The organism is Sulfitobacter sp. GN1-4 (genome assembly GCF_055693825.1).
In genome coordinates, this window is record NZ_JBVFUQ010000003.1 from 565,691 (window position 1) to 591,064 (window position 25,374).

The 25,374-nt window shown below is 61.2% G+C and carries 20 protein-coding genes, 3 pseudogenes and 1 riboswitch; of the genes and pseudogenes, 10 read left to right on the forward strand and 13 right to left on the reverse strand.

The window, feature by feature from the left end:
* Positions 1 to 26: 26 nt before the first annotated feature.
* Complete coding sequence (locus ACZ1HM_RS03370) at positions 27 to 2,039, forward strand: M3 family metallopeptidase (RefSeq protein ID WP_472741191.1); 2,013 nt, start codon at positions 27 to 29, stop codon at positions 2,037 to 2,039.
* Positions 2,040 to 2,330: 291 nt separating this feature from the next.
* Here the strand turns inward: ACZ1HM_RS03370 and ACZ1HM_RS03375 are convergent, their stop codons facing one another.
* From ACZ1HM_RS03375 to ACZ1HM_RS03400, 6 genes and pseudogenes are all read right to left on the reverse strand, one after another.
* Positions 2,331 to 3,263 carry a 2-hydroxyacid dehydrogenase gene (locus tag ACZ1HM_RS03375; protein WP_472741192.1) on the reverse strand — a complete coding sequence of 311 codons (933 nt, stop codon included), beginning with the start codon at positions 3,261 to 3,263 and terminating at the stop codon, positions 2,331 to 2,333.
* A gap of 3 nt (positions 3,264 to 3,266) precedes the next feature.
* Positions 3,267 to 4,406 (reverse strand): rod shape-determining protein RodA, encoded by a 1,140-nt coding sequence (rodA, locus tag ACZ1HM_RS03380; RefSeq protein WP_472741193.1) that lies wholly within the window; start codon positions 4,404 to 4,406, stop codon positions 3,267 to 3,269.
* Positions 4,403 to 6,345 (reverse strand): annotated as a pseudogene (mrdA, locus tag ACZ1HM_RS03385) (penicillin-binding protein 2). The gene rodA and the pseudogene mrdA overlap by 4 nt, the downstream one beginning before the upstream one ends.
* Before the next feature lie 9 nt (positions 6,346 to 6,354).
* Complete coding sequence (locus tag ACZ1HM_RS03390; RefSeq protein WP_472741194.1) at positions 6,355 to 6,894, reverse strand: rod shape-determining protein MreD; 540 nt, start codon at positions 6,892 to 6,894, stop codon at positions 6,355 to 6,357.
* The gene (gene mreC / locus ACZ1HM_RS03395; RefSeq protein WP_472741195.1) at positions 6,887 to 7,783 is read right to left on the reverse strand and encodes a rod shape-determining protein MreC; all 897 of its coding nucleotides are present in this window, start codon (positions 7,781 to 7,783) and stop codon (positions 6,887 to 6,889) included. Before mreC ends, ACZ1HM_RS03390 begins: the two co-directional genes overlap by 8 nt.
* Before the next feature lie 97 nt (positions 7,784 to 7,880).
* Complete coding sequence (locus ACZ1HM_RS03400) at positions 7,881 to 8,927, reverse strand: rod shape-determining protein (RefSeq protein WP_164353761.1); 1,047 nt, start codon at positions 8,925 to 8,927, stop codon at positions 7,881 to 7,883.
* A gap of 186 nt (positions 8,928 to 9,113) precedes the next feature.
* Here ACZ1HM_RS03400 and ACZ1HM_RS03405 point away from each other — a divergent pair, with 186 nt between their 5' ends.
* Positions 9,114 to 9,698 carry a VOC family protein gene (locus ACZ1HM_RS03405; RefSeq protein WP_472741196.1) on the forward strand — a complete coding sequence of 195 codons (585 nt, stop codon included), beginning with the start codon at positions 9,114 to 9,116 and terminating at the stop codon, positions 9,696 to 9,698.
* 152 nt (positions 9,699 to 9,850) lie between these two features.
* Here ACZ1HM_RS03405 and ACZ1HM_RS03410 read toward each other — a convergent pair whose 3' ends face one another.
* On the reverse strand, positions 9,851 to 11,440 hold the full coding sequence (locus ACZ1HM_RS03410) for a 2-isopropylmalate synthase (RefSeq protein WP_472741197.1): 1,590 nt from the start codon (positions 11,438 to 11,440) through the stop codon (positions 9,851 to 9,853).
* 302 nt (positions 11,441 to 11,742) lie between these two features.
* Between ACZ1HM_RS03410 and ACZ1HM_RS03415 the strand changes: the two genes are divergently transcribed.
* Positions 11,743 to 12,408 carry an SDR family NAD(P)-dependent oxidoreductase gene (locus tag ACZ1HM_RS03415; protein ID WP_472741198.1) on the forward strand — a complete coding sequence of 222 codons (666 nt, stop codon included), beginning with the start codon at positions 11,743 to 11,745 and terminating at the stop codon, positions 12,406 to 12,408.
* A complete protein-coding gene (locus ACZ1HM_RS03420; protein ID WP_472741199.1) occupies positions 12,402 to 13,931 on the forward strand; it encodes a cryptochrome/photolyase family protein in 1,530 nt (509 codons plus the stop codon). The genes ACZ1HM_RS03415 and ACZ1HM_RS03420 overlap by 7 nt, the downstream gene beginning before the upstream one ends.
* Before the next feature lie 6 nt (positions 13,932 to 13,937).
* Here the strand turns inward: ACZ1HM_RS03420 and ACZ1HM_RS03425 are convergent, their stop codons facing one another.
* Both ACZ1HM_RS03425 and ACZ1HM_RS03430 read right to left on the reverse strand, forming a co-directional pair.
* Positions 13,938 to 14,282 (reverse strand): antibiotic biosynthesis monooxygenase family protein, encoded by a 345-nt coding sequence (locus tag ACZ1HM_RS03425; protein WP_472741200.1) that lies wholly within the window; start codon positions 14,280 to 14,282, stop codon positions 13,938 to 13,940.
* Complete coding sequence (locus tag ACZ1HM_RS03430) at positions 14,279 to 14,602, reverse strand: NIPSNAP family protein (protein ID WP_472741201.1); 324 nt, start codon at positions 14,600 to 14,602, stop codon at positions 14,279 to 14,281. Before ACZ1HM_RS03430 ends, ACZ1HM_RS03425 begins: the two co-directional genes overlap by 4 nt.
* Before the next feature lie 71 nt (positions 14,603 to 14,673).
* Between ACZ1HM_RS03430 and ACZ1HM_RS03435 the strand changes: the two genes are divergently transcribed.
* Positions 14,674 to 15,285: an ArsR/SmtB family transcription factor gene (locus ACZ1HM_RS03435; RefSeq protein WP_472741202.1), complete on the forward strand. Its 612-nt coding sequence runs from the start codon at positions 14,674 to 14,676 to the stop codon at positions 15,283 to 15,285.
* A 63-nt stretch (positions 15,286 to 15,348) separates the two neighbouring features.
* Here ACZ1HM_RS03435 and ACZ1HM_RS03440 read toward each other — a convergent pair whose 3' ends face one another.
* The 3 genes from ACZ1HM_RS03440 to ACZ1HM_RS03450 form a co-directional block, all read right to left on the reverse strand.
* Positions 15,349 to 16,149 carry a CE1 family esterase gene (locus tag ACZ1HM_RS03440; RefSeq protein ID WP_472741203.1) on the reverse strand — a complete coding sequence of 267 codons (801 nt, stop codon included), beginning with the start codon at positions 16,147 to 16,149 and terminating at the stop codon, positions 15,349 to 15,351.
* 121 nt (positions 16,150 to 16,270) lie between these two features.
* Positions 16,271 to 16,789, reverse strand: coding sequence for a hypothetical protein (locus tag ACZ1HM_RS03445; protein ID WP_472741204.1), 519 nt, complete (start codon positions 16,787 to 16,789; stop codon positions 16,271 to 16,273).
* Positions 16,790 to 16,795: 6 nt separating this feature from the next.
* A complete protein-coding gene (locus ACZ1HM_RS03450; protein ID WP_472741205.1) occupies positions 16,796 to 18,454 on the reverse strand; it encodes an NAD+ synthase in 1,659 nt (552 codons plus the stop codon).
* A 193-nt stretch (positions 18,455 to 18,647) separates the two neighbouring features.
* Here ACZ1HM_RS03450 and ACZ1HM_RS03455 point away from each other — a divergent pair, with 193 nt between their 5' ends.
* The 3 genes and pseudogenes from ACZ1HM_RS03455 to ACZ1HM_RS03465 all read left to right on the forward strand — a co-directional run bounded on the left by ACZ1HM_RS03455 (position 18,648) and on the right by ACZ1HM_RS03465 (position 22,979).
* Complete coding sequence (locus ACZ1HM_RS03455; RefSeq protein WP_472741206.1) at positions 18,648 to 20,036, forward strand: MORN repeat-containing protein; 1,389 nt, start codon at positions 18,648 to 18,650, stop codon at positions 20,034 to 20,036.
* A 102-nt stretch (positions 20,037 to 20,138) separates the two neighbouring features.
* Positions 20,139 to 21,473 carry a glutamate--tRNA ligase gene (gene gltX, locus ACZ1HM_RS03460; protein WP_472741207.1) on the forward strand — a complete coding sequence of 445 codons (1,335 nt, stop codon included), beginning with the start codon at positions 20,139 to 20,141 and terminating at the stop codon, positions 21,471 to 21,473.
* A gap of 106 nt (positions 21,474 to 21,579) precedes the next feature.
* Positions 21,580 to 22,979, forward strand: a pseudogene (locus ACZ1HM_RS03465) (MATE family efflux transporter).
* Here ACZ1HM_RS03465 and ACZ1HM_RS03470 read toward each other — a convergent pair.
* Complete coding sequence (locus tag ACZ1HM_RS03470) at positions 22,959 to 23,513, reverse strand: gamma-glutamylcyclotransferase family protein (RefSeq protein ID WP_472741208.1); 555 nt, start codon at positions 23,511 to 23,513, stop codon at positions 22,959 to 22,961. The pseudogene ACZ1HM_RS03465 and the gene ACZ1HM_RS03470 sit on opposite strands and share 21 nt — an antisense overlap.
* 93 nt (positions 23,514 to 23,606) lie before the next feature.
* Positions 23,607 to 23,693, forward strand: a riboswitch (glycine riboswitch).
* 160 nt (positions 23,694 to 23,853) lie between these two features.
* On the opposite strand from ACZ1HM_RS03470, the pseudogene gcvT reads away from it, so the two are divergent.
* Positions 23,854 to 24,977 (forward strand): annotated as a pseudogene (gene gcvT, locus ACZ1HM_RS03475) (glycine cleavage system aminomethyltransferase GcvT).
* A gap of 15 nt (positions 24,978 to 24,992) precedes the next feature.
* Complete coding sequence (gene gcvH / locus ACZ1HM_RS03480) at positions 24,993 to 25,352, forward strand: glycine cleavage system protein GcvH (RefSeq protein ID WP_472741209.1); 360 nt, start codon at positions 24,993 to 24,995, stop codon at positions 25,350 to 25,352.
* The last annotated feature ends 22 nt before the right edge of the window (positions 25,353 to 25,374 follow it).

A 25,374-nucleotide genomic window follows, 5' to 3' on the forward strand; every position in this document is an offset into this window, starting at 1 on the left:
CTACCTTCTCAGCAAAGGAGACCCCCATGACAAACCCCCTGCTTTCTGAGTGGCAGACGCCTTTTGGCATCGCCCCGTTCGATCACATCTCTGACACGGATTTTGCGCCCGCCTTGGACGCGGCTTTGGCCGCGCATAACGCGGAGATTGATGCGATTGTGCAGGGTACAGAGCCTGCCAGCTTTGCCAATACGATTGAGGCGTTGGAGGCCGCAGGCGAGGGGTTGGACAAGGTTCTGGGCACGTTCTTTACCGTGGCGGGGGCAGACAGCAATCCTGCGCGCGAGGCGTTGCAGCGGGATTTTTCGCCCAAACTGGCGGCACATTTTTCTGAGATTTCGAGCAACAAGGCGCTGTTTTCCCGGGTGGCTGAGGTTTGGGATCAGCGCGATACGCTGGGCTTGAGCGATGAGCAGGCCCGCGTGCTGATGCTGACCCACCGCGGTTTTGTGCGCGCAGGCGCGGCCCTGGAAGGGGCGGCAGAGGAGCGTATGAAAGAGATCAAAGCGCGGTTGGCGGTTTTGGGCACGCAGTTCACGCAAAATTTGTTGGCCGATGAACGCGCGTGGTTCATGCCGCTGGCGGAGGATGATCTGGAAGGGTTGCCTGGGTTTGTGATCGACGCCGCCCGCGCGGCGGGCGAGGAGAAAGCGGCCGGTGGGCCGGTGGTGACCCTGTCCCGGTCGCTCATCGTGCCGTTTTTGCAGTTCTCGCCACGCCGGGACCTGCGCGAGAAAGCCTTTCGCGCTTGGGAGGCGCGTGGTGCCAATGGCGGTGAAACCGACAACCGTGGCATCGCAGCAGAAACATTGGCTTTGCGCGAGGAACGCGCGCAGCTTTTGGGGTATGATAATTTCTCAGCCTTCAAGTTGGAGACGGAGATGGCCAAAACGCCAGCCGCTGTGCGCCAGCTGTTGATGGAGGTTTGGGCCCCGGCAAAACGTCAGGCGGATGCGGATGCGCAGGTGTTGACCCAGATGATGCAGGCCGATGGCGTGAACGGGCCTTTGGCCCCCTGGGACTGGCGCTATTACGCGGAGAAACGCCGCGCGGCGGAGCATGATTTGGATGAGGCGGCGCTCAAGCCCTATTTCCAGCTGGAGCGGATGATTGAGGCGTCTTTTGCCTGTGCCAACCGGCTATTTGGTTTGGAGTTTGAGCCACTGGACGTGCCGCTTTATCACCCCGATTGCCGGGCGTGGAATGTGACGCGGGGCGGCAACCATGTGGCGGTTTTTATTGGCGATTATTTCGCGCGGGGCTCCAAACGTTCAGGCGCGTGGTGTTCGGCCATGCGCGCGCAAGCGAAGTATCCCAAGGCGCAGACGCCGGTGGTGATCAACGTGTGTAACTTTGCCAAAGCCGATCCGGCGCTGTTGTCTTATGACGATGCGCGCACGCTGTTTCATGAGTTTGGCCATGCGCTGCATCAGATGCTGTCGAATGTGACCTATGAAAGCGTGTCCGGCACCTCTGTGGCGCGAGATTTTGTAGAGCTGCCCAGCCAGCTTTATGAACACTGGCTGGAGGTGCCGGAGGTGCTGGGCGAGTTTGCCACCCATGCGGAGACCGGCGCGCCGATGCCCAAAGAGATGTTGGATAAGGTGCTGGGGGCTGCGACCTTTGATATGGGGTTCCAGACGGTGGAATATGTGGCCTCAGCCCTGGTGGATCTGGCGTTTCATGATGGCGAGGCCCCAGCAGATCCGATGGCCAAACAGGCCGAGGTTTTGGCGGAGTTGGGGATGCCAGACGCGATCCGCATGCGCCATGCCACGCCGCAGTTTGCCCATGTCTTTGCCGGGGATGGCTATTCCAGCGGATATTACAGCTATATGTGGTCCGAGGTGATGGATGCTGATGCCTTTGAAGCGTTTGAGGAGGCGGGCGGTGCCTTTGATCCGGAGCGTGCCAAGGCGTTGGAGACGCATATCCTGTCTACCGGTGGGTCGCAGGATGCCGCAGAGCTTTATGTGGCGTTCCGGGGGCGTTTGCCGGGGGTTGAGGCGCTGCTGAAAGGGCGTGGATTGGCGGCGTGAGGGGATGTCCCCGCGGGGACAGCTCCGGGTTTTGGTTTGAGAACAGAGGGTTCGGGGGAATTTAACACTTAAGTAGGGTTTTGGGTTCCTAAGGCGGCAGGCAGAGCCGTGCGGTGCCAGACCTTGGGGTGGCGCTTTCTGACCTAGAGGTGTGGCAATTTATCTTTGCCAAAGAGACGCCCGAGCTTCAGTGTGTCGCCCAGCCTTGCCAAAGCGCCAGACCAGGGAAGGTCTGGCGCTGCACGGCGGGCCGAAGGCCCTTGGTTCCGTGCAGATCCTTTTACAAAGACATCAATACCCCAGCGCGCGGTCCACCAGATTGATAAACGGCGCGCCTGCCTCGCCCCGGCGGATGTTTTCCACGATCACCTCTGACGCGGTACGCGCGCGGGTCTCTGCCGCGATGTGGGGGGTGACGGTGACGCTTGGGTGCGCCCAATAGGGGTGATCGGCGGGCAGAGGCTCCACCCGGAAAACGTCCAACGTGGCATGGGCGATCTGGCCGCTGTCGAGTGCGCTCAGCAATGCTGTGTCATCAATCAGCGGGCCGCGGCCCAGGTTGATGATAAAGGCCCCCTTGGGCATCTGCGCCAAGGTATCAGCGTTCAGCGTGTTCTCAGTCGCGGGGGTGTCGGGCAACAGCAGGATCGCGATTTCGGCGGTCTTGAGCGCCTCTGTCAGGCCATCCGCACCAGACAGGCAGCGCACGCCGGGCACATCGCGCTGGCTGCGCGACCAGCCGGTCACGTTAAAGCCCAAAGCGACAAGCGCCTTGCACACCTCTGCCCCTAAAGCGCCGAGGCCCAGGAGGGTCACGGACCGCTCTGACGCCAGGGGCGGCAGGCGCGGTTCCCATTTGGCATCGGTGCGCATGATGTCCTGATCAATGCCCAGATGATAGCGCAGCGTGTGGGTGACGCACCATTCCACCATGCCCTTGGTCAGACCGGGATCGACCATGCGCGCCAGCGGGATCTTGAGGGTTTCATTGCCCACAATTGCCTCGACCCCCGCCCAAAGGTTCAGCACCGCCTTGGCGCGGGTGTAGGGGGTGAAATCCTGCAGCTCCGAATTTGGCGCATAAACGATGTAATCCACCGCATCGGCGGGGATCTCCATCGACAGATGGGCGTCAATCCCGGCCGATGCCAGGGCATCGCGCAAGGGGCGTTCATAGGTCTCCCAGCGCTCAGGCCGGGCGGCGAAAAGGATATTGAGCGGCATCAGTTACCTCGGACGGTGGACGTGAGCGGATTGCACAAGGCCGAAGGCCAGCATCAGCACCAGCATCGCAGAACCACCATAGCTAACCAGCGGCAGGGGCACGCCCACGACGGGGGCCAGGCCCATGACCATCGACATGTTCACCGCAAAGAACAGGAAGAAGTTCAGCGCGATGCCCAGGGTCAGCAGGGATGAAAACCGGTCCTTGTTCATGATGGCCGTGACCACGCAGAAAATGATGATCAGCGCATAGAGGCTGAGCAGGGAGAAAGCGCCGACAAAGCCAAACTCCTCTGCCAGGGTGGTAAAGATGAAATCGGTGTGTTTCTCAGGCAAGAAGTTCAGCCGCGATTGCGTGCCTTGCATAAAGCCCCGCCCGGTCCAACCGCCAGAGCCAAGCGCGATCTTGGATTGCGTGATGTGATAGCCCGCCCCCAAAGGATCCGCGGCGGGATCCAGGAAGGTGTCGATGCGGCGGTACTGATAGTCATTCAGCAGCTGCCAGGGGGTGCCGCGTGACTGAAACACAGCCGTCACCAGCCCCACGCCCGAGGCGATGACAGCCGCGAAATAGGCCCAGTGCACGCCTGCCAGAAACATCACCCCCGCCCCTGCGATCAGCAACAGGATTGAGGTGCCCAGATCTGGCTGTTCCAGCACCAAAGCGGTGGGGGCCACGATGATTAGGACCGGCAGCAACACCCAAAACGGCCGTGAGGTTTTGCTGGCGGGCAGCCAATCGTAATAGGCGGCCAGAAACATCACCATGGTGATCTTCATAAGCTCTGAGGGCTGCAGATCGACAGGCCCCAGATCAATCCAGCGCTGCGCGCCTTTGCGTTCATCCCCAAAAAGCGCCACCGCAATGAGCAGCAAAAAAGCCACCGCATAGCCCACGCCCGACAGGTTGCGCCACAGCCATATCGGCACCATGGCGACAAAAAACATCACCGCGAGCCCCATGCCAAATCGCTTGATCTGAGGTTCTGCCCAAGGCGAGATAGAGCCGCCTGCAACGGAGTAGAGCATCAAGAACCCCACGCCACAGACCGAGGCCAGCAACAGCGTGAGCGGCCAATTCAGGAAGAGGATCTTGCGAAAGCCCGTCGGGACGGATTTGACGGAGTATTCTAAGTAACTCATGCCTGATCCTTCCCATGGATCGCGGCCTGAGGTTGCACATCGCGCAACCGGTCCTGTTGTGCCTTGATACGGTCGCGGTCTGCGGTGGGGTAGGCCTCCAGCGGAGGCTCGCCGCCGGCAAGCGCCTGCAACATCACGTCCCGTGCAATGGGAGCCGCCGCGGTTGAACCGCCGCCGCCATGTTCGACCAGCACTGAGATGGCGTAGCGTGGTGCGTCATAGGGGGCAAAGGCTACAAAGAGCGCGTGGTCGCGCCGGTTCCACGGCAGATCTTCGTTGCGGGTCACGCCGCGTGCGCGTTCTGCTGCGGTGATGTTACGGACCTGGCTGGTGCCGGTTTTGCCTGCCATGCGCCATTCATCCGCGATGATGCGGCTGCGGTAGGCGGTGCCGCGCCGGTCGTTGACCACGTCATACATGGCGCGGCGCATCTTGCGGAGGTTATTTTCGTTCATCCCTAAGGGTGCAGGCTCTGGCGGGCGTTGCTCAACGCCGTCGATGGATTTGACCAGTCGTGGTGGCACGCTGACCCCGGTGGCCAAGCGCGTGCTCATCACGGCCAGTTGCAGCGGAGAGGCCAGCATAAAGCCCTGCCCGATGGAGGCGTTGACCGTATCGCCGATCACCCAATCGGCACCGCGCGCGCTGCGTTTCCAGTCTTTGGTCGGGGTCAGGCCCGAGTTGACCGATGACAGTTCCAGATCGTGGCGCAGGCCCAGTCCAAACCGGTTGGCCATGGCGGTGATTTTCTCAATCCCCACCTTCAGCGCCAGGTCGTAATAATAGACGTCACAGGATTGTTTGAGCGAATTGGCCAGATCCACCGAGCCATGGCCCGCACGTTTCCAGCAGTGGAACTTGCGGTCAGACACCTCAAGATGCCCCGAGCAGTAGACGGTTTCATCCGGCCCCACGAGGCCCTCTTCAAGGGCGGCCATCGCCGTGATCATCTTGAAGGTGGAGCCGGGCGGGTAGGCCCCTTGCACCGTTTTGTTGACCAGCGGGCGATATTCGGAGTTCAGCAGCGGATCATAATCCTTGGACGAGATGCCGCCGATAAAAAGATTTGGATCATAGCTGGGCGCAGAGGAGATGGCGACCAGATCGCCGGTCTGGCAATCCATCACCACCACGGCAGCACTTTCATCGCCCAGACGGGCCTGAACATAGCCTTGCAGCTTGGCATCCACGGTCAGCTGAATGTCGGCACCTGATTGCCCTTCGCGGCGGTCAAGCTCGCGCATCACGCGGCCTGTGGCATTCACCTCAACCTGCTTGGTGCCCGCACTGCCGCGCAAGGCGTCTTCGGCCCGTGCCTCGACATTGATCTTGCCGATCTGGAAGCGTGGGATGCGCAGCAGTTGATCGGGATCTTCCAACGCATCTAGGTCTTTCTGGCTGACGCGGCCCACGCGGCCCACCACATGGGCAAAGTCGGACCCACGGGGATAGACCCGCGTCAGGCCCACCTCGGGCGATACCCCCGGCAAGGCTGGTGCGTTCACGCTGACCTTGCTGACCTCATCCCAGGTTACATCATCCACGATGGTCACTGGCAGGAAGGGGGCCGAGCGTTTCACCTCGGCCAGCGCGCGTTCATAGGTTTCCAGATCGATCTCAATGATCTGGCTCAGACGCGCCATCACCTCATCCACGTCACCTGCGTCTTCGCGTACCATGACGATGCGGTAGCTGGGCACGTTTTCAGCAAGGCGCATGCCGTTGCGGTCAAAAATCTCACCTCGTGCGGGGGGATCAACCGGATGTTGATGCGGTTTTCCTCGGCCAGCAGCCGAAACTGATCCGCCTGATCCACCTGCAAATAGCGCATCCGCGCGGCCAGCCCGCCCATAAACAGCAGCTGCGCGCCGCCCAGCAGCGCCGCGCGGCGCGTGAGCTTAATGTGGCTGGCGTCATTTTCAGCGCGGTTGCGTCGCATGATGCCTCCTCAGACCCGGTTGCCAAGCGCGTCAAGCTCACCTGCTGACGCCTTGCGCACCCCCATGAAGAAATGCGTGACCGCAACAACAGCAGGATAACACAGCACGGTAAAGGCCAGTTGTGACATCGTCAGCGTCAGGCCCGGCAGCTCCACGATGGCCATGACCAGCAAAAAACGGTCCGCAAAGGTGATCGCCACAATAATCAGCCCCACCGTGATCCATTCGGCTGCAAAGTTCGCATCGCGCAACGCGCGGGCGCGGGATTTGAGGTTTTCACACCCAATGAGCGCCAGCGTTGCAAACAATCCCGGCGGGCGCTGAAGCAGCAGATCGGCCAGTAAGAACGCGACCGCCAGCGCCAGCGCAGGCACGTACTCAGGCCGCCGCAAGCTCCAGGCCAGGGCAAAGCAGAGCAACAGGTCAGGCCCGGCAAAGCGGCGCGGCGTGGTTTCCAGCGGCAGCAAGTGAAAAAACAAGATCACAAGCGTGAGCAGCAGAAACGCTGCACGCATCAGCCACAGCCGGGTGGGGGACAGATCATTCATTCACCACCTCTTGCGCCTCGGCCAAGGGGCCTTCTTCGGTGATGATGCGCGGCGTGTCTGACACGGTTTCGGTGCCGTAGTGGCGCAGCACGCGCAGGAATTCGAGCCGCTCATAGTCCGCCGCCAGCCGCACGCGCAGCCGCCCGCCGGGATCGGCTGCCACCTGCCCAATCAGTAGGCCTGCTGGAAACACACCGCCATCGCCCGAGCTGACCACACGGTCACCGGGGCGCACCAGATCGGGGTTTTCCAGAAAATCCACCGGTGGCGCGCTGGTGTTATCGCCCGCCACAATGGCACGCTGGCCCGAGGGCTGGATCACCGCGGGAATGCGGCTGGAGGCATCGGTGAGCAGGATCACCCGGCTGGTGTTCTCTGCCACGCCTGAGATCCGGCCGACCAGACCAATGCCGTCCATCGTGGCCCAGCCCTCAATCAACCCATCGCGCGCGCCGACGTTCAACAGCACCGATTGCCGAAAGGGTGAGCCCGCGTCCGCCAAGACGACGCCGGTGATGAAGGTCAGGCGGGGATCCAGCCGTACATTGTTCAGATCCAACAGCCGGGCATTTTCCTGCTCAAGCTGAAGGGCGGCCTCTTTCCAGGCCTGCATTTGGCGCAATTCGCTGCGCAATTCCTGATTTTGTTCAGCAAGTCTTTGATAAGACTGAAAGTTACGCAGCAAATTGATGGTGCCCGTGACAGGAACCATGGCCCAGTCCAGATTGGGCACCAGCGCATCGGTGATCTGCGCGCGAAAGCGTTCCACGCGCGGGCTGTCGATGCGCCAGATCAGGAAGGTGGCCGCCAACACCAGCACAAGGATGCCCAGCAGCAACCGCTTGAGCGGGCCTGTGTAGTCACTGCTGTTTGTGCGTTCGTTGGCCATGTCTTTCGTCCATGCCCCGGCGGGTGGCCGGGCCTTTGTCCTCAATCTGCCAGCGGTTGTGGCCCCGGATCAACCCCGGCGGCCATCACGTTTGCGCCTAACTGTCGTAGTCGATCGCGTGGCGCAGCTGTTTTTCATATTCGAGCGCCTTGCCCGTGCCTAATGCCACGCAATTCAGCGACTCGTCTGCGATGGAAACCGCAAGGCCCGTCTGTTCACGCAGCGCCAGATCCAGATCGCCCAGCAGTGCGCCGCCACCCGTCAACATCACGCCCCGGTCGACAATATCAGCGGCCAGATCGGGCGGTGTTGTTTCAAGTGCTGTCATCACAGCCTCGCAGATCTGCTGCACAGGTTCGGCCAGTGCCTCAGCGATCTGCGCCTGGGTCACTTCGATTTCTTTGGGCACACCATTCAGCAAATCGCGCCCCCGGATTTGCATAGAGGTGCCGCGCCCATCATCAGGCATCCGTGCCGTCCCGATGGAGGTTTTGATGCGTTCTGCTGTGGTTTCCCCCACCAGCAGGTTTTGCTGGCGGCGCAGATAGGAAATGATCGCCTCATCCATCCGGTCGCCACCAACCCGCACGGAGCGGGCGTACACGATGTCACCGAGGCTGAGTACCGCGACCTCGGTCGTCCCGCCGCCGATGTCCACAACCATGTTTCCCGTCGGATCGGTGATCGGCATGCCCGCACCAATGGCCGCAGCAATGGGTTCTGCAATCAGGCCAGCACGGCGCGCGCCCGCGGACAGCACAGATTGGCGAATGGCGCGTTTTTCGACCGGGGTGGCACCATGCGGTACACAGACAATGATCTTTGGTTTGGAAAAGGTGGAGCGTTTGTGCACCTTGCGGATGAAGTGTTTGATCATCTCTTCGGCGGTGTCAAAATCCGCGATCACCCCTTCGCGCATCGGGCGAATGGCCTCAATGCTGCCGGGCGTCCGGCCCAACATCAGCTTGGCATCCTCGCCCACGGCAAGCACCTTTTTCACGCCGTCTTTGACGTGATAGGCCACCACGGAGGGTTCTGACAGGATGATCCCACGGCCTTTGACATAGACCAGCGTGTTCGCGGTGCCCAAATCAATCGCCATATCCGATGAGAACAGCCCACCGAGGTTTCCAAAGAGGTTCATGCCACTGCCTTGCCCGAAATCGCCAAAGTCCCTTGGCCCACGACTCGAAAGGCGCAGGCTGAAAGCCTTATAGGCACGCGGCAGGGGAGGTGAAAGGGGTGTTCTGGCCCTCTGTGGTATGTTGTCGGCAAGGTTTTGCGTGCTACCGTTCAGGTGACCGACCAAAGCGCGCGATGGGGATGCCTGATGAAGAAAATCCAGACACTTGGGGTGCACCACATCACCCTCACCGGGGCCGACCGTCAAAGCAGCATCGACTTTTGGGAAGGCGTGCTGGGTATGCCCTTTATCTTTGATCAACCCAATCTGGACGACGCCAACGAAGGGCATCTCTATTTCGACCCAGGCGATGGGCGGCTGATCACAATCTTCACCAATGAGGCCCGCGCCCCGGTACATGACCGGACGCCCACGGACCCCGGCTGCGTGCATCACGTCGCGTTTGAGGTGGACCGCGCGATGTTCGATCAGGTGATTGACCGGCTTGAGGCACGCGGTATCTCACATTCAGGCGTCAAGGACCGCGGCTTTATGCATTCGGTCTATTTCAAAGACCCGCTGGGGCTGCTGATTGAGCTGGCGTGCTATACGTTTATCCCTCCACGCGGTGCCAGCCACGCCGAGGTGATGCTAGAGGCGCATAAATTGCGCGTGGCGCGCGGTGCCCAGGCAATCGAACGCGAACATCTGGCGGATGCCACAGCGTTGATTGTAGAACGCTCTCAGGCCTCACTCAGCTCGGATCGGTCAGCTAAGAACCCCTATCGCTAGCGGCGCGTGGGCGGTGAGGGTGCTATAAGTTGTATTGGAAAGATGAAGCGGGACGGTGTCGCTTCATCTTTCTCTTATAACTTCAAATCTGAGGGTGCCCCGGGCACATCCGCTGATGGGGTGCCCGAGGTTGGGTTGCAGTCAGATGCCCGTCAGGTCACATCTTTGTAGCTGACTTCACGTTTGTCACTGCCGCCTTTTTCGCGGCGCACCAGAAGACGGTTGAGCGCGTGGATATAAGCGCGGGTTGAAGACACCACCGTGTCGGTATCCGCAGATTGCCCCGTCACGATGCGCCCGTCTTCCTCCATGCGGACAGAAACCGTGGCCTGCGCATCGGTGCCTTCTGTGACCGCGTGCACTTGGTAAAGCTGCAAACGCGCGTTGTGGGGCACCAGGGATTTGACGCAGTTAAAGGCGGCATCCACAGGGCCGTCGCCGGTTTGTTCGGTGCTGTGCTCAGCGCCATCGACATTCAGCGTCATGCGGGCCTGGTTTGGTCCTTCGGTGCCGCAGATCACATGCATAGAGACCAGTTTGATGCGGTCTTCTTCTGGATCTGTTGAGGTGCGCATGAGGGCGATGAGGTCATCCTCATAGATTTCCTTTTTGCGATCAGCGAGCTCTTTGAAGCGCACAAAGACGTCTTTGAGTTGGTTGTCGCCCAGCTCAAACCCCAGATCCTCCAGCTTGGAACGCAGCGCGGCCCGGCCGGAGTGTTTGCCCATCACGATGTTGGTCTCGGTCAGGCCCACGTCTTCGGGGCGCATGATCTCAAAGGTTTCGGCGTTTTTCAGCATGCCGTCCTGGTGAATGCCAGATTCGTGGGCAAAGGCGTTCTTGCCCACGATCGCTTTGTTGGGTTGCACCAAAAAGCCCGACACAGCCGAGACGCGGCGCGAGATGTTCATGATCTTGGTCGCGTCAATCTCGGTTCGGTAGGGCATGATGTCGTTGCGCACGCGCAGGGCCATCACTACCTCTTCGAGGGCCGTGTTGCCCGCGCGTTCGCCCAGGCCGTTGATCGTGCATTCGATCTGGCGGGCACCCGCCTCAACCGCCGCCAGGCTGTTGGCGGTCGCCATGCCAAGATCGTTGTGGCAGTGGGTGGCGAAGGTGATCTCATCCGCGCCGGGGACGTTTTCCAAGAGCTTGGCGATCAGATCGGCGCTTTCGCGCGGTGCGGTATAGCCGACGGTATCGGGGATGTTGACCGTTGTAGCCCCGGCTTTGATCGCGATTTCCACCACGCGGTAGAGGTAGTCAAGTTCGGTGCGGGTGGCGTCCATTGGCGACCATTGCACGTTGTCGCAAAGGTTGCGGGCGTGGCTGACCGTCTCGTGGATGCGGTCGGCCATTTCGTCCATCGTCAGGTTCGGGATGGCGCGGTGCAGGGGCGAGGTGCCGATGAAGGTGTGAATGCGTGGGGCTTTGGCGTGTTTGACGGCCTCCCAGCAGCGGTCGATGTCGCCAAATTGTGCCCGGGCCAGTCCGCAGATCACGCTGGTCTTGGCCTGTTTGGCAATCTCGGACACAGCGGCAAAGTCACCTTCTGAGGCGATGGGAAAGCCTGCTTCGATGATGTCTACGCCCATGTCGTCGAGCAGCCCGGCGATTTCGAGCTTTTCGGCGTGGGTCATTGTGGCCCCGGGCGATTGTTCGCCGTCGCGGAGCGTTGTGTCAAAGATCAAGACGCGGTCCTGGGTCATGCCGCTGGCGCGTGTTTTAGATGTGTCGGTCATGGTGGTGTCTTTCGTTCTGCTGATGGGATCCTTGGCGCGGTCATAAGCCCTCTGAGCGGACGCGCCGGGATGGCACGCTCAGAGGCGGCTTAGCAGCAGGATGGCAGGCAGCAGCGCGCGGGTGCGCGGCAGGGTCGAGATATGTGCGGCCTGTGTCATGGCATGCAGTTATACCCAGGCTTTCACAAATGGGAAGGGGGGAATGGATTTTGCTGTGGCCTGCTGTCGCGGGCGTGGCTTTTGCGTCCAATTGTCTTGCCGCCCCCGTTGAAGCGCAAAGCCGCCCTGCTAGGTGGGCTGTCATGACACAGACTTTGATACTTGGGGCCTCTGGCGGGATTGGCCGTGCGTTGGCTGCGGCTTGCGCGGGGCGGGGCGAAGAGGTGACGGGCCTGTCGCGGTCACGCGACGGGTTCGACATCACCGATGAGGCCAGCGTGGCGGCGCATTTGGGCCAGCTTCAGGGGCCGTTTGAGCGGATCATCGTGGCCACCGGCGCGCTGGAAATAGCCGGGGCAGAGCCAGAAAAGACTATCCGCGCAATTTCGGCCGCCGCGATGGCGGATCAGTTTGCCGTCAACGCGATTGGGCCTGCTTTGGTTTTGGCCCAGGCGCACCGCTTGCTGCCGCGCACAGGACAGTCCCGGCTGGCGGTGCTCTCTGCGCGCGTTGGCTCCATCGGGGACAACCGGATTGGCGGTTGGATCAGCTACCGCGCGGCCAAGGCGGCGGTGAACCAGATTGTGCACACGGCAGCGATTGAACTGGGGCGCACCCACAAAGAGGCGGTGTGCGTGGCCCTGCACCCCGGCACCGTGGCCACATCCTTTACTGAGAAATACGCAGGCCGGCATCCAACCGTGCCGCCCGGCCAAGCCGTTGAGAACTTGCTGGCGGTGATGGACGGCCTCACGCCCGCGCAGAGCGGTGGGTTTTATGATTGGGCCGGAAAAGAGGTGGTGTGGTGAGCCGCCTTGTTTTGGTTTTGGGCGATCAGCTGTCGATGGATCTGTCGGCGCTGAAAAAGGCCGATAAGGACAGCGATATCGTTGTGATGGCAGAGGTCGCCGAAGAGGCGGGGTATGTCCAACACCATCCCAAAAAGATCGCCCTGATCTTTGCTGCGATGCGCAAGTTCGCCGCCCACTTGGCCGAGACGGGCTGGCAGGTTCGTTACGCCAAGCTGGATGATCCAGACAACGCAGGTTCCATCGTGGGAGAGCTCTTGCGCCGGGCCGAAGAGGTGGGCGCACCTGGGGTGATCTGCACCGAGCCGGGGGAATGGCGGCTGATCGAAAAGCTCAAGCACGCGCCGCTCAAGACCCATATCCTGACTGATGATCGTTTCATCGCCAGCCATGCCGAATTTGAGGCCTGGGCCGAAGGGCGCAAGGCCCTGCGCATGGAGTATTTCTATCGCGAGATGCGCCGCAAGACGGGGTTGATGATGGAGGGCGACAAACCTGCCGGTGACAAGTGGAATTATGACCACGACAACCGCAAGGCCGCCCCGGATGACGTCCATGTGGACGGGCCTTTGTGGTTTGAGCCGGATGAGACTGTGGAGGAGGTGCTGGCACTGGTTGAGGACCGCTTTGGCGGGCATTTCGGTGATCTGCGCCCTTTTGGCTTTGCCACCACGCGGGCGCAGGCGTTGGAGGCGCTGACCTATTTTGTCACGCACGCGCTGCCCCGGTTTGGTGATTATCAGGATGCGATGCTGAAGGGGCACGACTTTCTCTATCACGCGGTGCTGTCGCCCTATATCAACATGGGGCTGCTGAACCCGCTGGAGGTGTGCCAGGCAGTTGAGCAAGCGTGGCGCGACGGTGATGTGCCGATCAACGCAGCCGAAGGATTTATCCGCCAGATCATCGGCTGGCGCGAATACGTGCGCGGGATCTATTTCCTGGAGGGGCCGGATTATCCTGCCCGCAATGCCCTGGGCCATGACCGTGACCTGCCTGCGTTCTATTGGGGCGGCGCGACCAAGATGAACTGTATCTCACATGCCGTGGACCAGACGGCGCGGCACGCCTATGCCCATCACATCCAGCGGCTGATGGTGACGGGCAACTTTGCGCTCTTGGCCGGGATTGATCCGGGGCAGGTGCATGAATGGTATCTGGCGGTTTATGCCGATGCCTTTGAATGGGTAGAAAGCCCCAACACTGTGGGGATGAGCCAATTTGCCGATGGCGGGATCATTGCCTCAAAACCTTACGTATCCTCAGGCGCCTACATCAACCGGATGTCGGATTACTGTAAGGGCTGCGCCTATAAGGTCAGCGCCAAGACCGGCGACGACGCGTGCCCTTTCAACCTGCTTTATTGGCATTTTCTGGACCGACACCGGGCGCGTTTTTCCAACAATGCCCGGATGGGCAACATGTACCGGACCTGGGACCGCATGGATGACACCCGCCGCGAGACGGTGCTGCAAGACGCGGAACGCTGGCTGCACCGCCTTGAGGCGGGCGAGACGGTTTAGGCGGTCTTAGCCATGTGAGGCCCGGCTGTCTTCGGGGGCCTCATCGCGGTCAAACATGCCGTAATCGCGGATCACGTGGGCGATGCGCAGATGATAGTCGGTAAAGATGCCGCCGCGCCCCTGGGCCTGCGCTTTGCGGTGCGCGGCCAGCTTGCGCCAGCGGGCGATGGCGGCTTCATCCTCAAAAAACGACAGCGATAAAAGCTTGTCGGGGTTGGTCAGGCTTTGGAACCGCTCAACTGAGATAAAGCCTTCGACCTCATCGACCATGGGGCGCATTTCAGCGGCGATATCAAGGTATTCGGCCTTGCGGTCCGGGTGCGGCAGAACTTCGAAGATGACGGCGATCATGTGGGGTCTCCATGCGGGGCGGAGGCCAGTTTGAAAAAGCAGCGGTCTTCGCGCAAGAGGAACTTTTCCTGCTGCGCAAAACGGTAGTTTTCCTGGCCCAGCGGATCAGCCGCCAGGCGCGCGCGGTAGGTTTCATAAGCCGCAAGGCTGGGGATGTTGTAGATCCCGTAGGCAAGGGTGGAGGAGCCTTCGTGCGGGGCGAAATAGCCAATCAGATCCGCACCGCAGCGCGGGATAGCTTGGCCCCAGGTTTGGGCGTATTGGCGAAACTGTGCCTGTTTGGTGGGGTCAATCTGGTAGCGGATGATGCAGGTCAGCATGGGATGTCCTTTCGTTGGGACGTCCTTGATAGCCTGTTGTAGGATGCGAATGCTTCGGCTACGGTCGAAGTATGAAGGAAGGTCCAGACATTTCCCGCATCGCGGCGTTGATCGGTGATCCGGCCCGCGCCAATATCCTGACCGCTTTGATGAACGGTAAGGCCCTGACCGCGACAGAGCTGGCGGGCGAGGCTGGCGTGACGGTACAGACCGCCAGCGCGCATTTGGCCAAGTTAGAGACCGCTGAGATGATCGCCTGCCGCAAATCGGGGCGGCACAAGTATTTCACGCTGGGTGGGGATGATGTGGGCCATGCGCTGGAGGCGTTGATGGGATTGGCCGCCGGGGCCGGCCATCTGCGCACCCGCACCGGCCCCAAGGATGCCGCCCTGCGCGAGGCGCGGGTGTGCTACAACCATCTGGCGGGGGCCAAGGGCATCGCGCTTTATCAAGGCCTGCTGCGGCAGGGCCATCTGCAAGAGACAGGCGAGGATGTGACCCTGACCCCGGGGGGCGGCTTTTCTGCGCGACTTTGGCGTGGATGTAGACGCGCTGGCGCAGCACAAAGCGCCGTTGTGTCGGTCCTGTCTGGATTGGTCGGCGCGGCAGACCCATCTGGCGGGCAGCGTTGGGCGCGCCTTGCTGAGCCGGATGCAAGAGCTGGGCTGGGCCCAGCGGGTTGAAGGCACACGGGTGGTGGCGTTTTCTGACAAGGGCGCAGCCGCTTTCACGCAGACCTTTGGAGGCTAAACCTGCCCTGCGTCGATGAGCGCTTGGAGCCCGTGTTGCAGATATTCCGTTCGGAAAGAATGCCCGCCCTCAAAAAGGCAGAAGTCGAGGATTTCGCCTGCGGGGTTGCTGCGGTTTTGGCAGGTGAGCGCGCCTTGGGTCGTTTGTGTTTTGGGGCCGAAGTCGCCGAAGGCGGTATACATGGCCAAAGCCTCGGCCACCTCGCCCTGTTTGGTTTCACGGATGGCGCGGCCTGTGAGGGGGACGGTTTTGTCCTGGGTGCCGTGAATGTGCACGATGGACGAGACCGGGGCGGCGCAATCCTCAGGGGGTTTGAGCCAGAAGGTGCCGGAATAGGGGATAAAGCCAGCGTAGCGATCCGGGTCCGCACAGGCCAGGTTCCACACCAGCATGCCACCCAGCGAGAAGCCCGATGCAACGATGCGGTCAGGATCCACCGCGAAGCGGTCTGTGGCATCGGCGATCACGGCATCAAAGAACGCAACTTCTGCCGATCCGTCGCTGTCAAAAGTGCTGGGGCTATAGGGCAGTTCCCACCGGCCATCGATGCCCTGGGCGGCGATCAGTGCAAAGCCCAGCTCAGACAGCATCCGCCGAAGGGAGCCGTTGTTCATCACCCCCGCTGCTGATCCGCGAAACCCATGCGCCCAGATCAGGGCGGGCACCTTGGTGGTGCCGTCATGCCCGTCGGGCATGGCGATGCGGTAGCTGCGCTGTTCCAGCAAGCAGTTGGTGTCAGGGCCGCAGGCGACTGCGGGAGAGGCCAAGAGCAGGAAGAGAGAGATCAAGATACGCATGGGGCAAGGATGGCGCGGGCGCGGCGCGGGGGCAAGTCACATGGGCGTGGGGTCTTGGCGCTGGCGGAGTGCAGTGAGTTGTAGAGGAAAGATGAAGCGCGGGGGCCATCGCAGGCTTGGGTCACTGGGACAGATGGGGGTGGAAGCGGCGCGCTTCTTTGGCAAGCTCTTTGGCTGTGGTGCCGCTGAGCAGCGCTTGGGGCACGATGAGATGTGCACCCTTGTGGCGGCCGTTGGTCCAGGACAGGTAGCGCCGCCAGGGGGTTTGACGGTCGCGGAAGGTCACGGGATCATGCAGTTCAAAGCCCACAAAAGCCTGTCCCTTTTGACCTTTGATGTATTTGACGTCTTTGATTTCGTCCCAGGTGGCCGGGTCAGGGTAGTAGCCGGAGACGCCTGTGGCGTCGAGGCGCAGGGCGACGGGGTCGCGCATTGCGAGGCCGAGGTTGAAGAGGCCTATAACGGCGAAGAGGCCGCCGCTGGCAAGCGCGACCAGAGCGAGCCACGGCTCATCGGGGACCTGCCAGAGGAGTGCCAGGGCCATCAGGGCCACCAGCGCGCCAAATCCCGCCAGAAAGACGCCCAGGCCCATGGCACGTTTGCGGTTGATGCGCACGAGGAGGGGCGGCGGTGTGGTCACGGCGGCCTAGCTGGGGTCGCGCCAGCGGTTGACGATGGGATAGCGCCGATCCAGCCAGAAGGCGCCTTTGGTCAGGCGTGGCCCTGGTGCGGATTGGAAGCGTTTGTATTCTGAGATGTAGATCAGATGCTCCACCTTCTTCGCGGTGGCCCGGTCAAAGCCTTCGGCGACGCAATCCGCGATAGAGCCGTTTTCATCCACCAGAATTTCCAAGATGCGGTCGAGGACCGGGTAATCGGGCAGGCTGTCGCTGTCTTTTTGGTCTTCGCGCAGCTCAGCGCTGGGCGGTTTGGTGATGATGTTCTCAGGGATCACGGCACCTGCGGGGCCCATCATCCAGTCGCGGTGATTGGCGTTGCGCCAGCGGCAGGTTTCAAAGACGCGCATTTTGTACATGTCTTTGATGGGGTTATAGCCGCCCGCCATATCGCCGTAGATCGTGGCGTAGCCCACCGCCACTTCGGATTTGTTGCCCGTGGTCAGAAGCAATTCACCAAATTTGTTGGACAGCGCCATCAGCAGAAGACCGCGCAGGCGGGACTGGATGTTTTCCTCCGTCAGGTCCGGTGCCAGCCCTTCAAAAAGGGGGGCAAGCGTGTTGGTGATGGCCGCGCGCCCTTCGGAGATGGGCAGGTAATCGTAGCGGCAGCCCAAGGCTTTGGCCAAAGCCTCTGCATCATCAAGCGAGCTTTGCGAGGTATATTCAGAGGGCAGCATCACGCAGCGCACATTCTCGGCCCCAAGCGCATCGGCGGCGATGGTGGCCACGATGGCGGAATCGATCCCGCCTGACAGGCCCAGCAGCACTTTTTTAAAGCCTGTCTTGCCCATGTAATCGCGCAGGCCTTGGACGCAGACGCGGTAATCGGCCTCATAAGGGTCGGGGAAACTGGCCAGCGGTTGGTCGACGATGCGCCATCCCTCGGGCCCGCGCTCCAGATCCACGTTTGTGATAACCTCATCAAAGGCGGGCAGTTGCATCGCAAGCTTGCCGCCGGGGTTGAGTGCAAAGGACGCGCCGTCAAAGATCTGGTCGTCCTGCCCGCCCACCATGTTGAGGTAGATAAGCGGCAGGCCGGTTTCGATCACCCGTGCGACGATCACGTTCATGCGGGTGTCCATCTTGCCCCGATAATAGGGCGAGCCATTGGGCACGAGCAGGAATTCCGCACCCGTCTCAGCAAGTGTTTCCGCGACATCCGGGTGCCAGGCGTCTTCGCAAATCGGAATGCCCACGCGGGTGTTGCCGAAGGCATAGGGCCCGCCCAAGGGGCCGGCATCGAAGATGCGGACCTCATCGAAAACCGTTTCATTGGGCAATTCGTGTTTGAGAATGCGCGACGCGATCTTGCCGTCTTTGAGAATGAGGTAGGCGTTATAAAGTTCAGCACCTTCGGTCCAGGGTGCGCCAATAGCCAAAGGAGGGCCATCTGCGCAGTCTGCTGCCAGCGCCTCAATCTGGGTCATGACATCCAGCTGCAGGGCGCGTTTCATCACCAGGTCCTGGGCGTTGTAGCCGGTGATGAACATCTCAGGCAGGGCCACCAGATTGGCACCGGCGGCTTTGCCTGCGGCCCAGACATCACGCGCTTTGGCCGCGTTGCCAGCCAAATCGCCAACGGTTGGGTTCAACTGCCCCAGGGTGATGCGGAAACGGTCTGCCATAGGGTGGCCTCACAAGGTTGGTCAGGCAGGGATGTAGCAGATCGTGCCGGAGGGGAAAGGGGCATTGGGCGGAACGCCGCAGGTGACATCGCAATTGTGCCACTTGATCCGCCAGGTCCGTAAAAGGCCGTTGCCCCCTGTCACACCTGTGCTTAGGCTGTGCGCGACACATCCCTAGCCTCAGGTTTTGCCAATGTCTTTGCGTGCCGCTCTTTTGATAGCCACCCTCCTGCCGCTGGCCGCTTTTGCCCAAGAGGGCAGCGTGCTGACCAAGCAATATGATGACGGTGGCATCTATGAGGGGACGTTCCGCGGCGGCCTGCAACACGGGCAGGGCACCTATAAGCTGCCCAATGGCTATGAGTATTCGGGCGAATGGGTGGACGGCGAAATCAAAGGCCAGGGTGTTGCACGCTTTCCCAATGGGTCGGTCTATAAGGGCAGCTTTGACAAGGGCAAGCCTGATGGGTTTGGCAAGATCACCTTTGCCGATGGCGGCACCTATGAAGGCGAATGGCAGGGCGGCGCGATCATGGGGCAAGGCATCGCGCTTTATGCCAATGGGGTGCGCTATGAAGGGCAGTTTCTGAACGCCAAACATCACGGCAAAGGCGTGATGCAAAGCCCCGGTGGCTATGAATACAAGGGCGATTGGGTGGATGGGGTCAAGCAGGGTACCGGCACGATCACCTATCCTGATGGGGCCGTTTATGACGGCGATATTGCAGCGGGCAAGCGCAACGGGCTGGGCACGCTGCGGATGCCGGATGGGCTGATCTATGTGGGCCTGTGGAAGGACGGGCAGATTGACGGTGAGGGCAAGCTGACCCAGCCTAACGGCGACATCTACGAAGGTGAGCTGGTGGGCGGGCGCCGCGAGGGTTTGGGCAAGGTGACCTATGAAAATGGCGACACCTATATTGGCGCGTTCAAAGATGACCGTCGCGATGGCAAGGGGACGTTCACAGGCACCGACGGCTATACCTATGTCGGGACCTGGGTTGCCGGCCAGATTGAGGGGCAGGGCCGCGTCAATTATCCTGATGGCTCTGTCTATGTTGGCGCGTTCCGGGATGGGTTGGCTGATGGGGAAGGTAAGATCACGTACCCCGATGGCTCAACTTACGAAGGGGCCTGGATTGCCGGTGTGATTGAGGGGGCGGGAAAGGCCACCTATCCCAATGGCATCGTCTATGAAGGTGACTTTGTGAATGCGCGCAACGACGGGCAGGGGGTGATGACCTATGCCGACGGCTACCGCTATGAGGGGGCCTGGAAAGATGGCCAGCGCCACGGCATGGGAAAAGCGACCTACCCGGATGGAACGGTCTATGAAGGCATGTTTGAAAACGGCCAGCGCCACGGGGAAGGCAGCCTCGTGATGGCCAGCGGGTTTCAGTACAAGGGCAATTGGGCCAATGGCGAAATCGAAGGTCAGGGCACGGCCACCTATGCCAACGGCGATGTCTATGTCGGCAATTTCAAATCCGGCCGCCGTCAGGGCGCAGGCACCATGCGCTATGCCACCGGCGAAGAGGCCAGCGGCACCTGGGAAAATGGTGCCATCCAAGAGGGCGGCTGACCCCTGAGGCTGCGGGCCGCCCGCGGGGGCGGTGCGTTCCCTCCTTTACTGGACAATTTGCGCGCCCTGTGACAGGTGAGCGTCACCATCAGGAGACCTCTCATGTCCAACGCCACTGTCACTCGATTTGCGCCTTCGCCTACCGGCTACATCCACGTGGGCAACCTGCGTACTGCGCTGATGAACTATCTGATCGCGCGACAAGCTGGTGGGACGTTCATCTTGCGGATTGATGACACCGATCCTGAGCGTTCCAAAGAGGAATACGTGGACGGCATCAAGCAAGATCTTGAGTGGCTGGGCCTGCAGTGGGACCGGGTGGAGCGCCAGTCTGAGCGGTTGGATCTTTACCGCGACGCGGCGGCGACCTTGCGGGAAAAGGGCCGGTTCTATGAGGCGTTTGAGACGCCGACAGAGCTGGACCTGAAGCGCAAAAAGCAGCTGAACATGGGCAAACCACCGGTCTACGACCGTGCGGCGCTGAACCTGTCTGATGACGAAAAAGCCGCCCTGCGTGCAGAGCGGGGCGATGGGGTCTGGCGGTTCAAGCTGGATCAGGAGCGTATTGAATGGACCGACGGCATTCTGGGGGATATCTCCATTGACGCGGCCTCTGTCTCTGATCCGGTACTGATCCGGGGGGATGGGCAGATCCTTTATACGCTGGCCTCGGTGGTGGATGACACCGATATGGGCGTGACGCATGTGGTGCGCGGATCAGATCACGTGACCAACACCGCGACCCAGATCCAGATCATGGCCGCGCTGGGCCACAGCCACCCGAACTTTGCCCACCATTCATTGCTGACCGGCCCGCAGGGTGAGGCATTGTCAAAGCGTTTGGGCACCCTGGCGCTGCGGGATCTGCGCGAACAGGGCGTGCAGCCCTTCGCTTTGCTCAGCTTGATGGCGCGCCTTGGGTCTTCTGATCCGGTGGAGTTGCGCACAGAAATGGAAAGCCTGATTTCAGGGTTTGATCTGGATAAATTCGGCTCTGCGCCCACGAAATTTGACGTCCAGGATCTGTTCCCGCTGACGGGTCGTTACCTGCAAACGCTGCCCATGGACGCGGTGGCCGATGAGATTGCTGCGCTGGGCGTTCCTGCGGATAAGGCGGAGCTGTTCTGGACCGTGACCCGAGAGAACATCGAGACGTTGAAAGACCTTGGCGGTTGGTGGGCCATGTTCCGGGACGGTGCCACGCCGGTGATCGAAGAAGACGACCGCGCCTTCATCACAGAGGCGATGGCGATGCTGCCTGAGATGCCGTTTGATGAAACCACCTGGGGCGCTTGGACGGCGGCGGTGAAGGATAAGACCGGCCGCAAAGGGCGGGGCCTGTTCCGGCCCTTGCGGCTGGCGCTGACCGGTCAGGAAAGCGGGCCAGAGATGGCCGCCGTGATGCCGCTGTTGCAGGTTGTCAAAGCCAAGTCCTAAGGCTGGTGTCTTTCGCGGCAAAACTCTAGCGTCTGCGTATGGCCCCGGACAGATCCCGGGGCCGCAGCAAAAGGAGCGCCTGCGGATCTGATCCGGGGCGGTGCGCATGGCGGAAGCGAAATTTCTTTCAGGCAGCCTGTTTCGGCATGTGACGGTGATGTCGTTGACCGCCTCCCTCGGGTTGATGGCCGTCTTTATTGTCGATTTTGTCGACATGATTTTCATCTCCATGCTGGGCAAGGCAGAGCTGGCCGCCGCGATTGGCTATGCCGGAGCTATTCTGTTTTTCACCACCTCCTTTGGGATTGGCCTGGCCATTGCGGCCGGGGCTTTGGTGGCGCGCGCCCTGGGCGCAGGCGATGAGGCTTTGGCCCGCGCACGCACGACACATGCGTTGATCTACGGATTTGTTTTTTCAGCTGTTTTTGCGGCTGCGGTTTGGATGAACTTGGGGTTGCTTGTGGCCCTCTTGGGGGCCAGCGGTGAGACGGCCGACCTGGCGGTGCATTTCATGCAAATCATCGTCCCGTCGATGCCATTTCTGATCGTGGGCATGATGGGCGGTGCCATCCTGCGGGCCCATGGCGATGCCCGCCGCGCCATGCTGAGCACCATCGCCGGCGGGGTGGTCAACGCGGTGTTGGACCCGATTTTGATCTTTGGTCTGGATTTGGAACTGACCGGCGCTGCGATTGCATCCGTCATGGCCAGGCTGGTGATTTGCGGTATGGCGCTGTGGCCGATTGTAAAGATTTATCAGGGCATTACCCGCCCCAAGCCCGTCGCAATGCTGCGCGATATCGCGCCGATCTTTGCCATCGCTTTCCCCGCCATTCTGGCGCAAATCGCCACGCCCGTGGGCCAGGCCTTTGTCACCCGCGAAATGGCCGCCTACGGCGAAGAAGCGGTGGCGGGCATGGCTGTGGTCGGGCGGCTGACGCCGGTGGCCTTTGGGGTGATTTTCGCGCTCTCAGGGGCGGTGGGGCCGATCCTGGGGCAGAACTTTGGGGCCGGAAATACGGACCGTGTGCGCCGGGGGTTCAACGCGGCGGTGATCTTTGTCACGGTGGTGATTGTGCTGGTCTCTGCGCTTTTGTTTCTGGCGCGCGGCGCGATTGCAGATCTTTTTGGGGCCTACGGGCTGACCCGCGATCTGATCTATCTTTTCTGCGGCCCTTTGGCGTTGCTCTTCTTTTTCCCTGGCGTGCTGTTTGTGGCCAACGCGGCGTTCAACAACTTGGGCCATCCGTTTTATTCCACCTTCACCAACTGGGGCCGCAACGCGGTTGCGCTGATCCCCCTGGTGTGGATCGGCTCGGCGCTGGGCGGGGCGCAGGGGGTGTTGTTGGGCCAAGCGCTGGCCGGGGTGTTGTTTGGCATCATCGCCTGGGTGCTGGCGCGCCGTGTCATTGCTGAGGGCCACGAAAGCGGCCAAGCCCCCCACCCGCACAGGAAATTTTTGGCCGCGAAGGGCGGTTGATGACCCTATTTCAGCAGCGCCGATAGGCGCGCAAGATGGCCATCCACAAGGGACGTTTCCGCAGCACTTAGCACCTTGTGACGCGGATAACGGGGGGTGGCGCGGTCGTTCAAAACGGGCGTGTCCCAGCCATCTGTGGTGTCAAAGAAACGCGCAACGCCGTCCTCACCAAACACCCGCAGATAGCCTTGCACAACCACGTCCAGATAGCTGAGCAGGATAACGTGATCCCCTTGATTTATCATGGTTTCTGGCGGCACCGCATAGTGTTGTACATCGGTTTTCACATCCAGCGGATGCTGCACCGCACCCTCTGACGCCAGCCGCGCATAGCCATGTTCGCGCGCATCAAGGGCCGCCCAATCGGCCCCCGGGACCGCGGCAATCAGCCCGTCAATGGTGCTGTCTGCATCTGGCGTTGCGGTCAGAAAAACCGTGTCACGCCCCGGGGTGCGGACCCAGGCCCGGCGCCAGCCTTGTAGGTGGGCGGCATGGGTGTCGCCGTAGACGTGGGTATCGGTGTTCACAAGGCTGCCGTAGCCGAAGAAATAGGGGGTCATATCGCCTGCTCATTTGCACGCGGTTTAGAAAGCATTCTTCGCATCCCGTGACAAGGACGCTTGACGGCGCGGGGGGACAACTCTTAGGAAAAGAGACAGATCACGGGAGAATCAGTGCAAACTGATGCCGAAGGAGCAACCGCCCCGGAAACTCTCAGGCGCAAGGACCGCGATCTGTGACAGAACTCTGGAGAGAGCCTGAGCCATGCTTGGGACGCCGAAGGGATAACGATCTCAGGCGGAAGGACAGAGGGGGCATCTTGGGCTGCAGCACATGCAGCGCGTGGATGCCGGTTTGATCCAATAGTGACAGCCGGACGCAAAGGGAGACCGGCGGCTGATGGATGACTTGCTTCAGACCCCACTATACGAACTACACGCCGAATTGGGTGCCAAAATGGTGCCTTTCGCTGGCTATGCGATGCCCGTGCAATACCCCATGGGGGTGATGAAAGAGCATCTGCATTGCCGCGCTGAAGCGGGTCTTTTTGATGTCAGCCACATGGGACAGGTGATCCTGTCAGCGGGATCTTGGGAAGAGGTCGCCTTGGCCTTTGAACGTCTGGTGCCGCAGGACGTGTTGGGCTTGGGCGACGGGCGGCAACGCTATGGATTTTTCACCAATGACGCGGGCGGGATCGAGGATGATCTGATGTTCGCCCGGCGCGGGGATGACCTGCTGGTTGTGGTCAACGCCGCCTGCAAAGAGGCGGATGTGGCGCGGATGCGCTCTTCGCTCGGGCCGGATGTTGAGGTGTGCGAGCTGGTGGATAGAGCGCTCATCGCGGTGCAGGGGCCGGGGGCGGAAGCGGCTGTTGGCGCACTTGATCCGCGCGCGGCTGGGATGCGGTTCATGGATGTGACGGATCTGGTGTTGGACGGCGTGCCTGTTTGGGCCTCACGCTCGGGCTATACCGGTGAGGATGGCTATGAGATTTCAGTGCCCGCCGACAAGGCCGAAGCACTGACCCGTGTGTTGCTGGCGCAAGAGGGCGTGGCCCCCATCGGGTTGGGCGCGCGGGATTCGCTGCGGCTTGAGGCAGGGTTGTGCCTTTATGGACAAGACATGGATGCCGGTGTGAACCCGGTTGAGGCCTCGCTGGCCTGGGCCATTCAAAAGGTGCGCCGCACCGGAGGGGACCGCGCGGGCGGATTTCCGGGGGCTGCTGTCATCTTGCAGGCGCTAGGCGCGGGGGTGGCGCGCCACCGCGTGGGGCTGGCCCCGCAAGGCCGCGCGCCGATGCGCTCCGGCGTGGCGCTTTTTGATGCCGAAGAGGGGGGCACCAGATCGGTTTTGTCACCTCTGGTGGTTTTGGCCCTTCGGTTGAGGGGCCTGTGGCGATGGGGATCGTCGCGGATGGTTCGCATGCGCAGGGCACCGCCCTGTGGGGTGAGCTGCGCGGCAAACGGATGCCGGTAAAAGTGGCAAAGCTGCCCTTTGTCCCGGCGAACTTCAAACGGTGAAGAACGGGGAAGAACATGAAATTTACCGAAGAACATGAATGGTTGCGCGAAGAAGACGGCGAAATGGTGGTGGGCATCACCATCCATGCCGCAGAGCAGCTGGGCGACGTGGTGTTTGTGGAACTGCCTGAGGAAGGCACCACCGTCAGCAAGGACGACGAAGTGGTGGTGATTGAATCGGTGAAAGCCGCGTCAGACATCCTGGCCCCGGTGGATGGTGAGATCACGGAAGTGAACACGGCATTGGCCGACAACCCCGGCATGGTCAACGAAGACCCGCAAGGGGAGGCGTGGTTTTTCAAGATGAAAGTCAGCGATCCATCGCAGATGGACGGGTTCATGGATGAAGCGGGTTACAACACTTTCATCGCGTGAGCCGTGCTGCACCGGTGCAGTG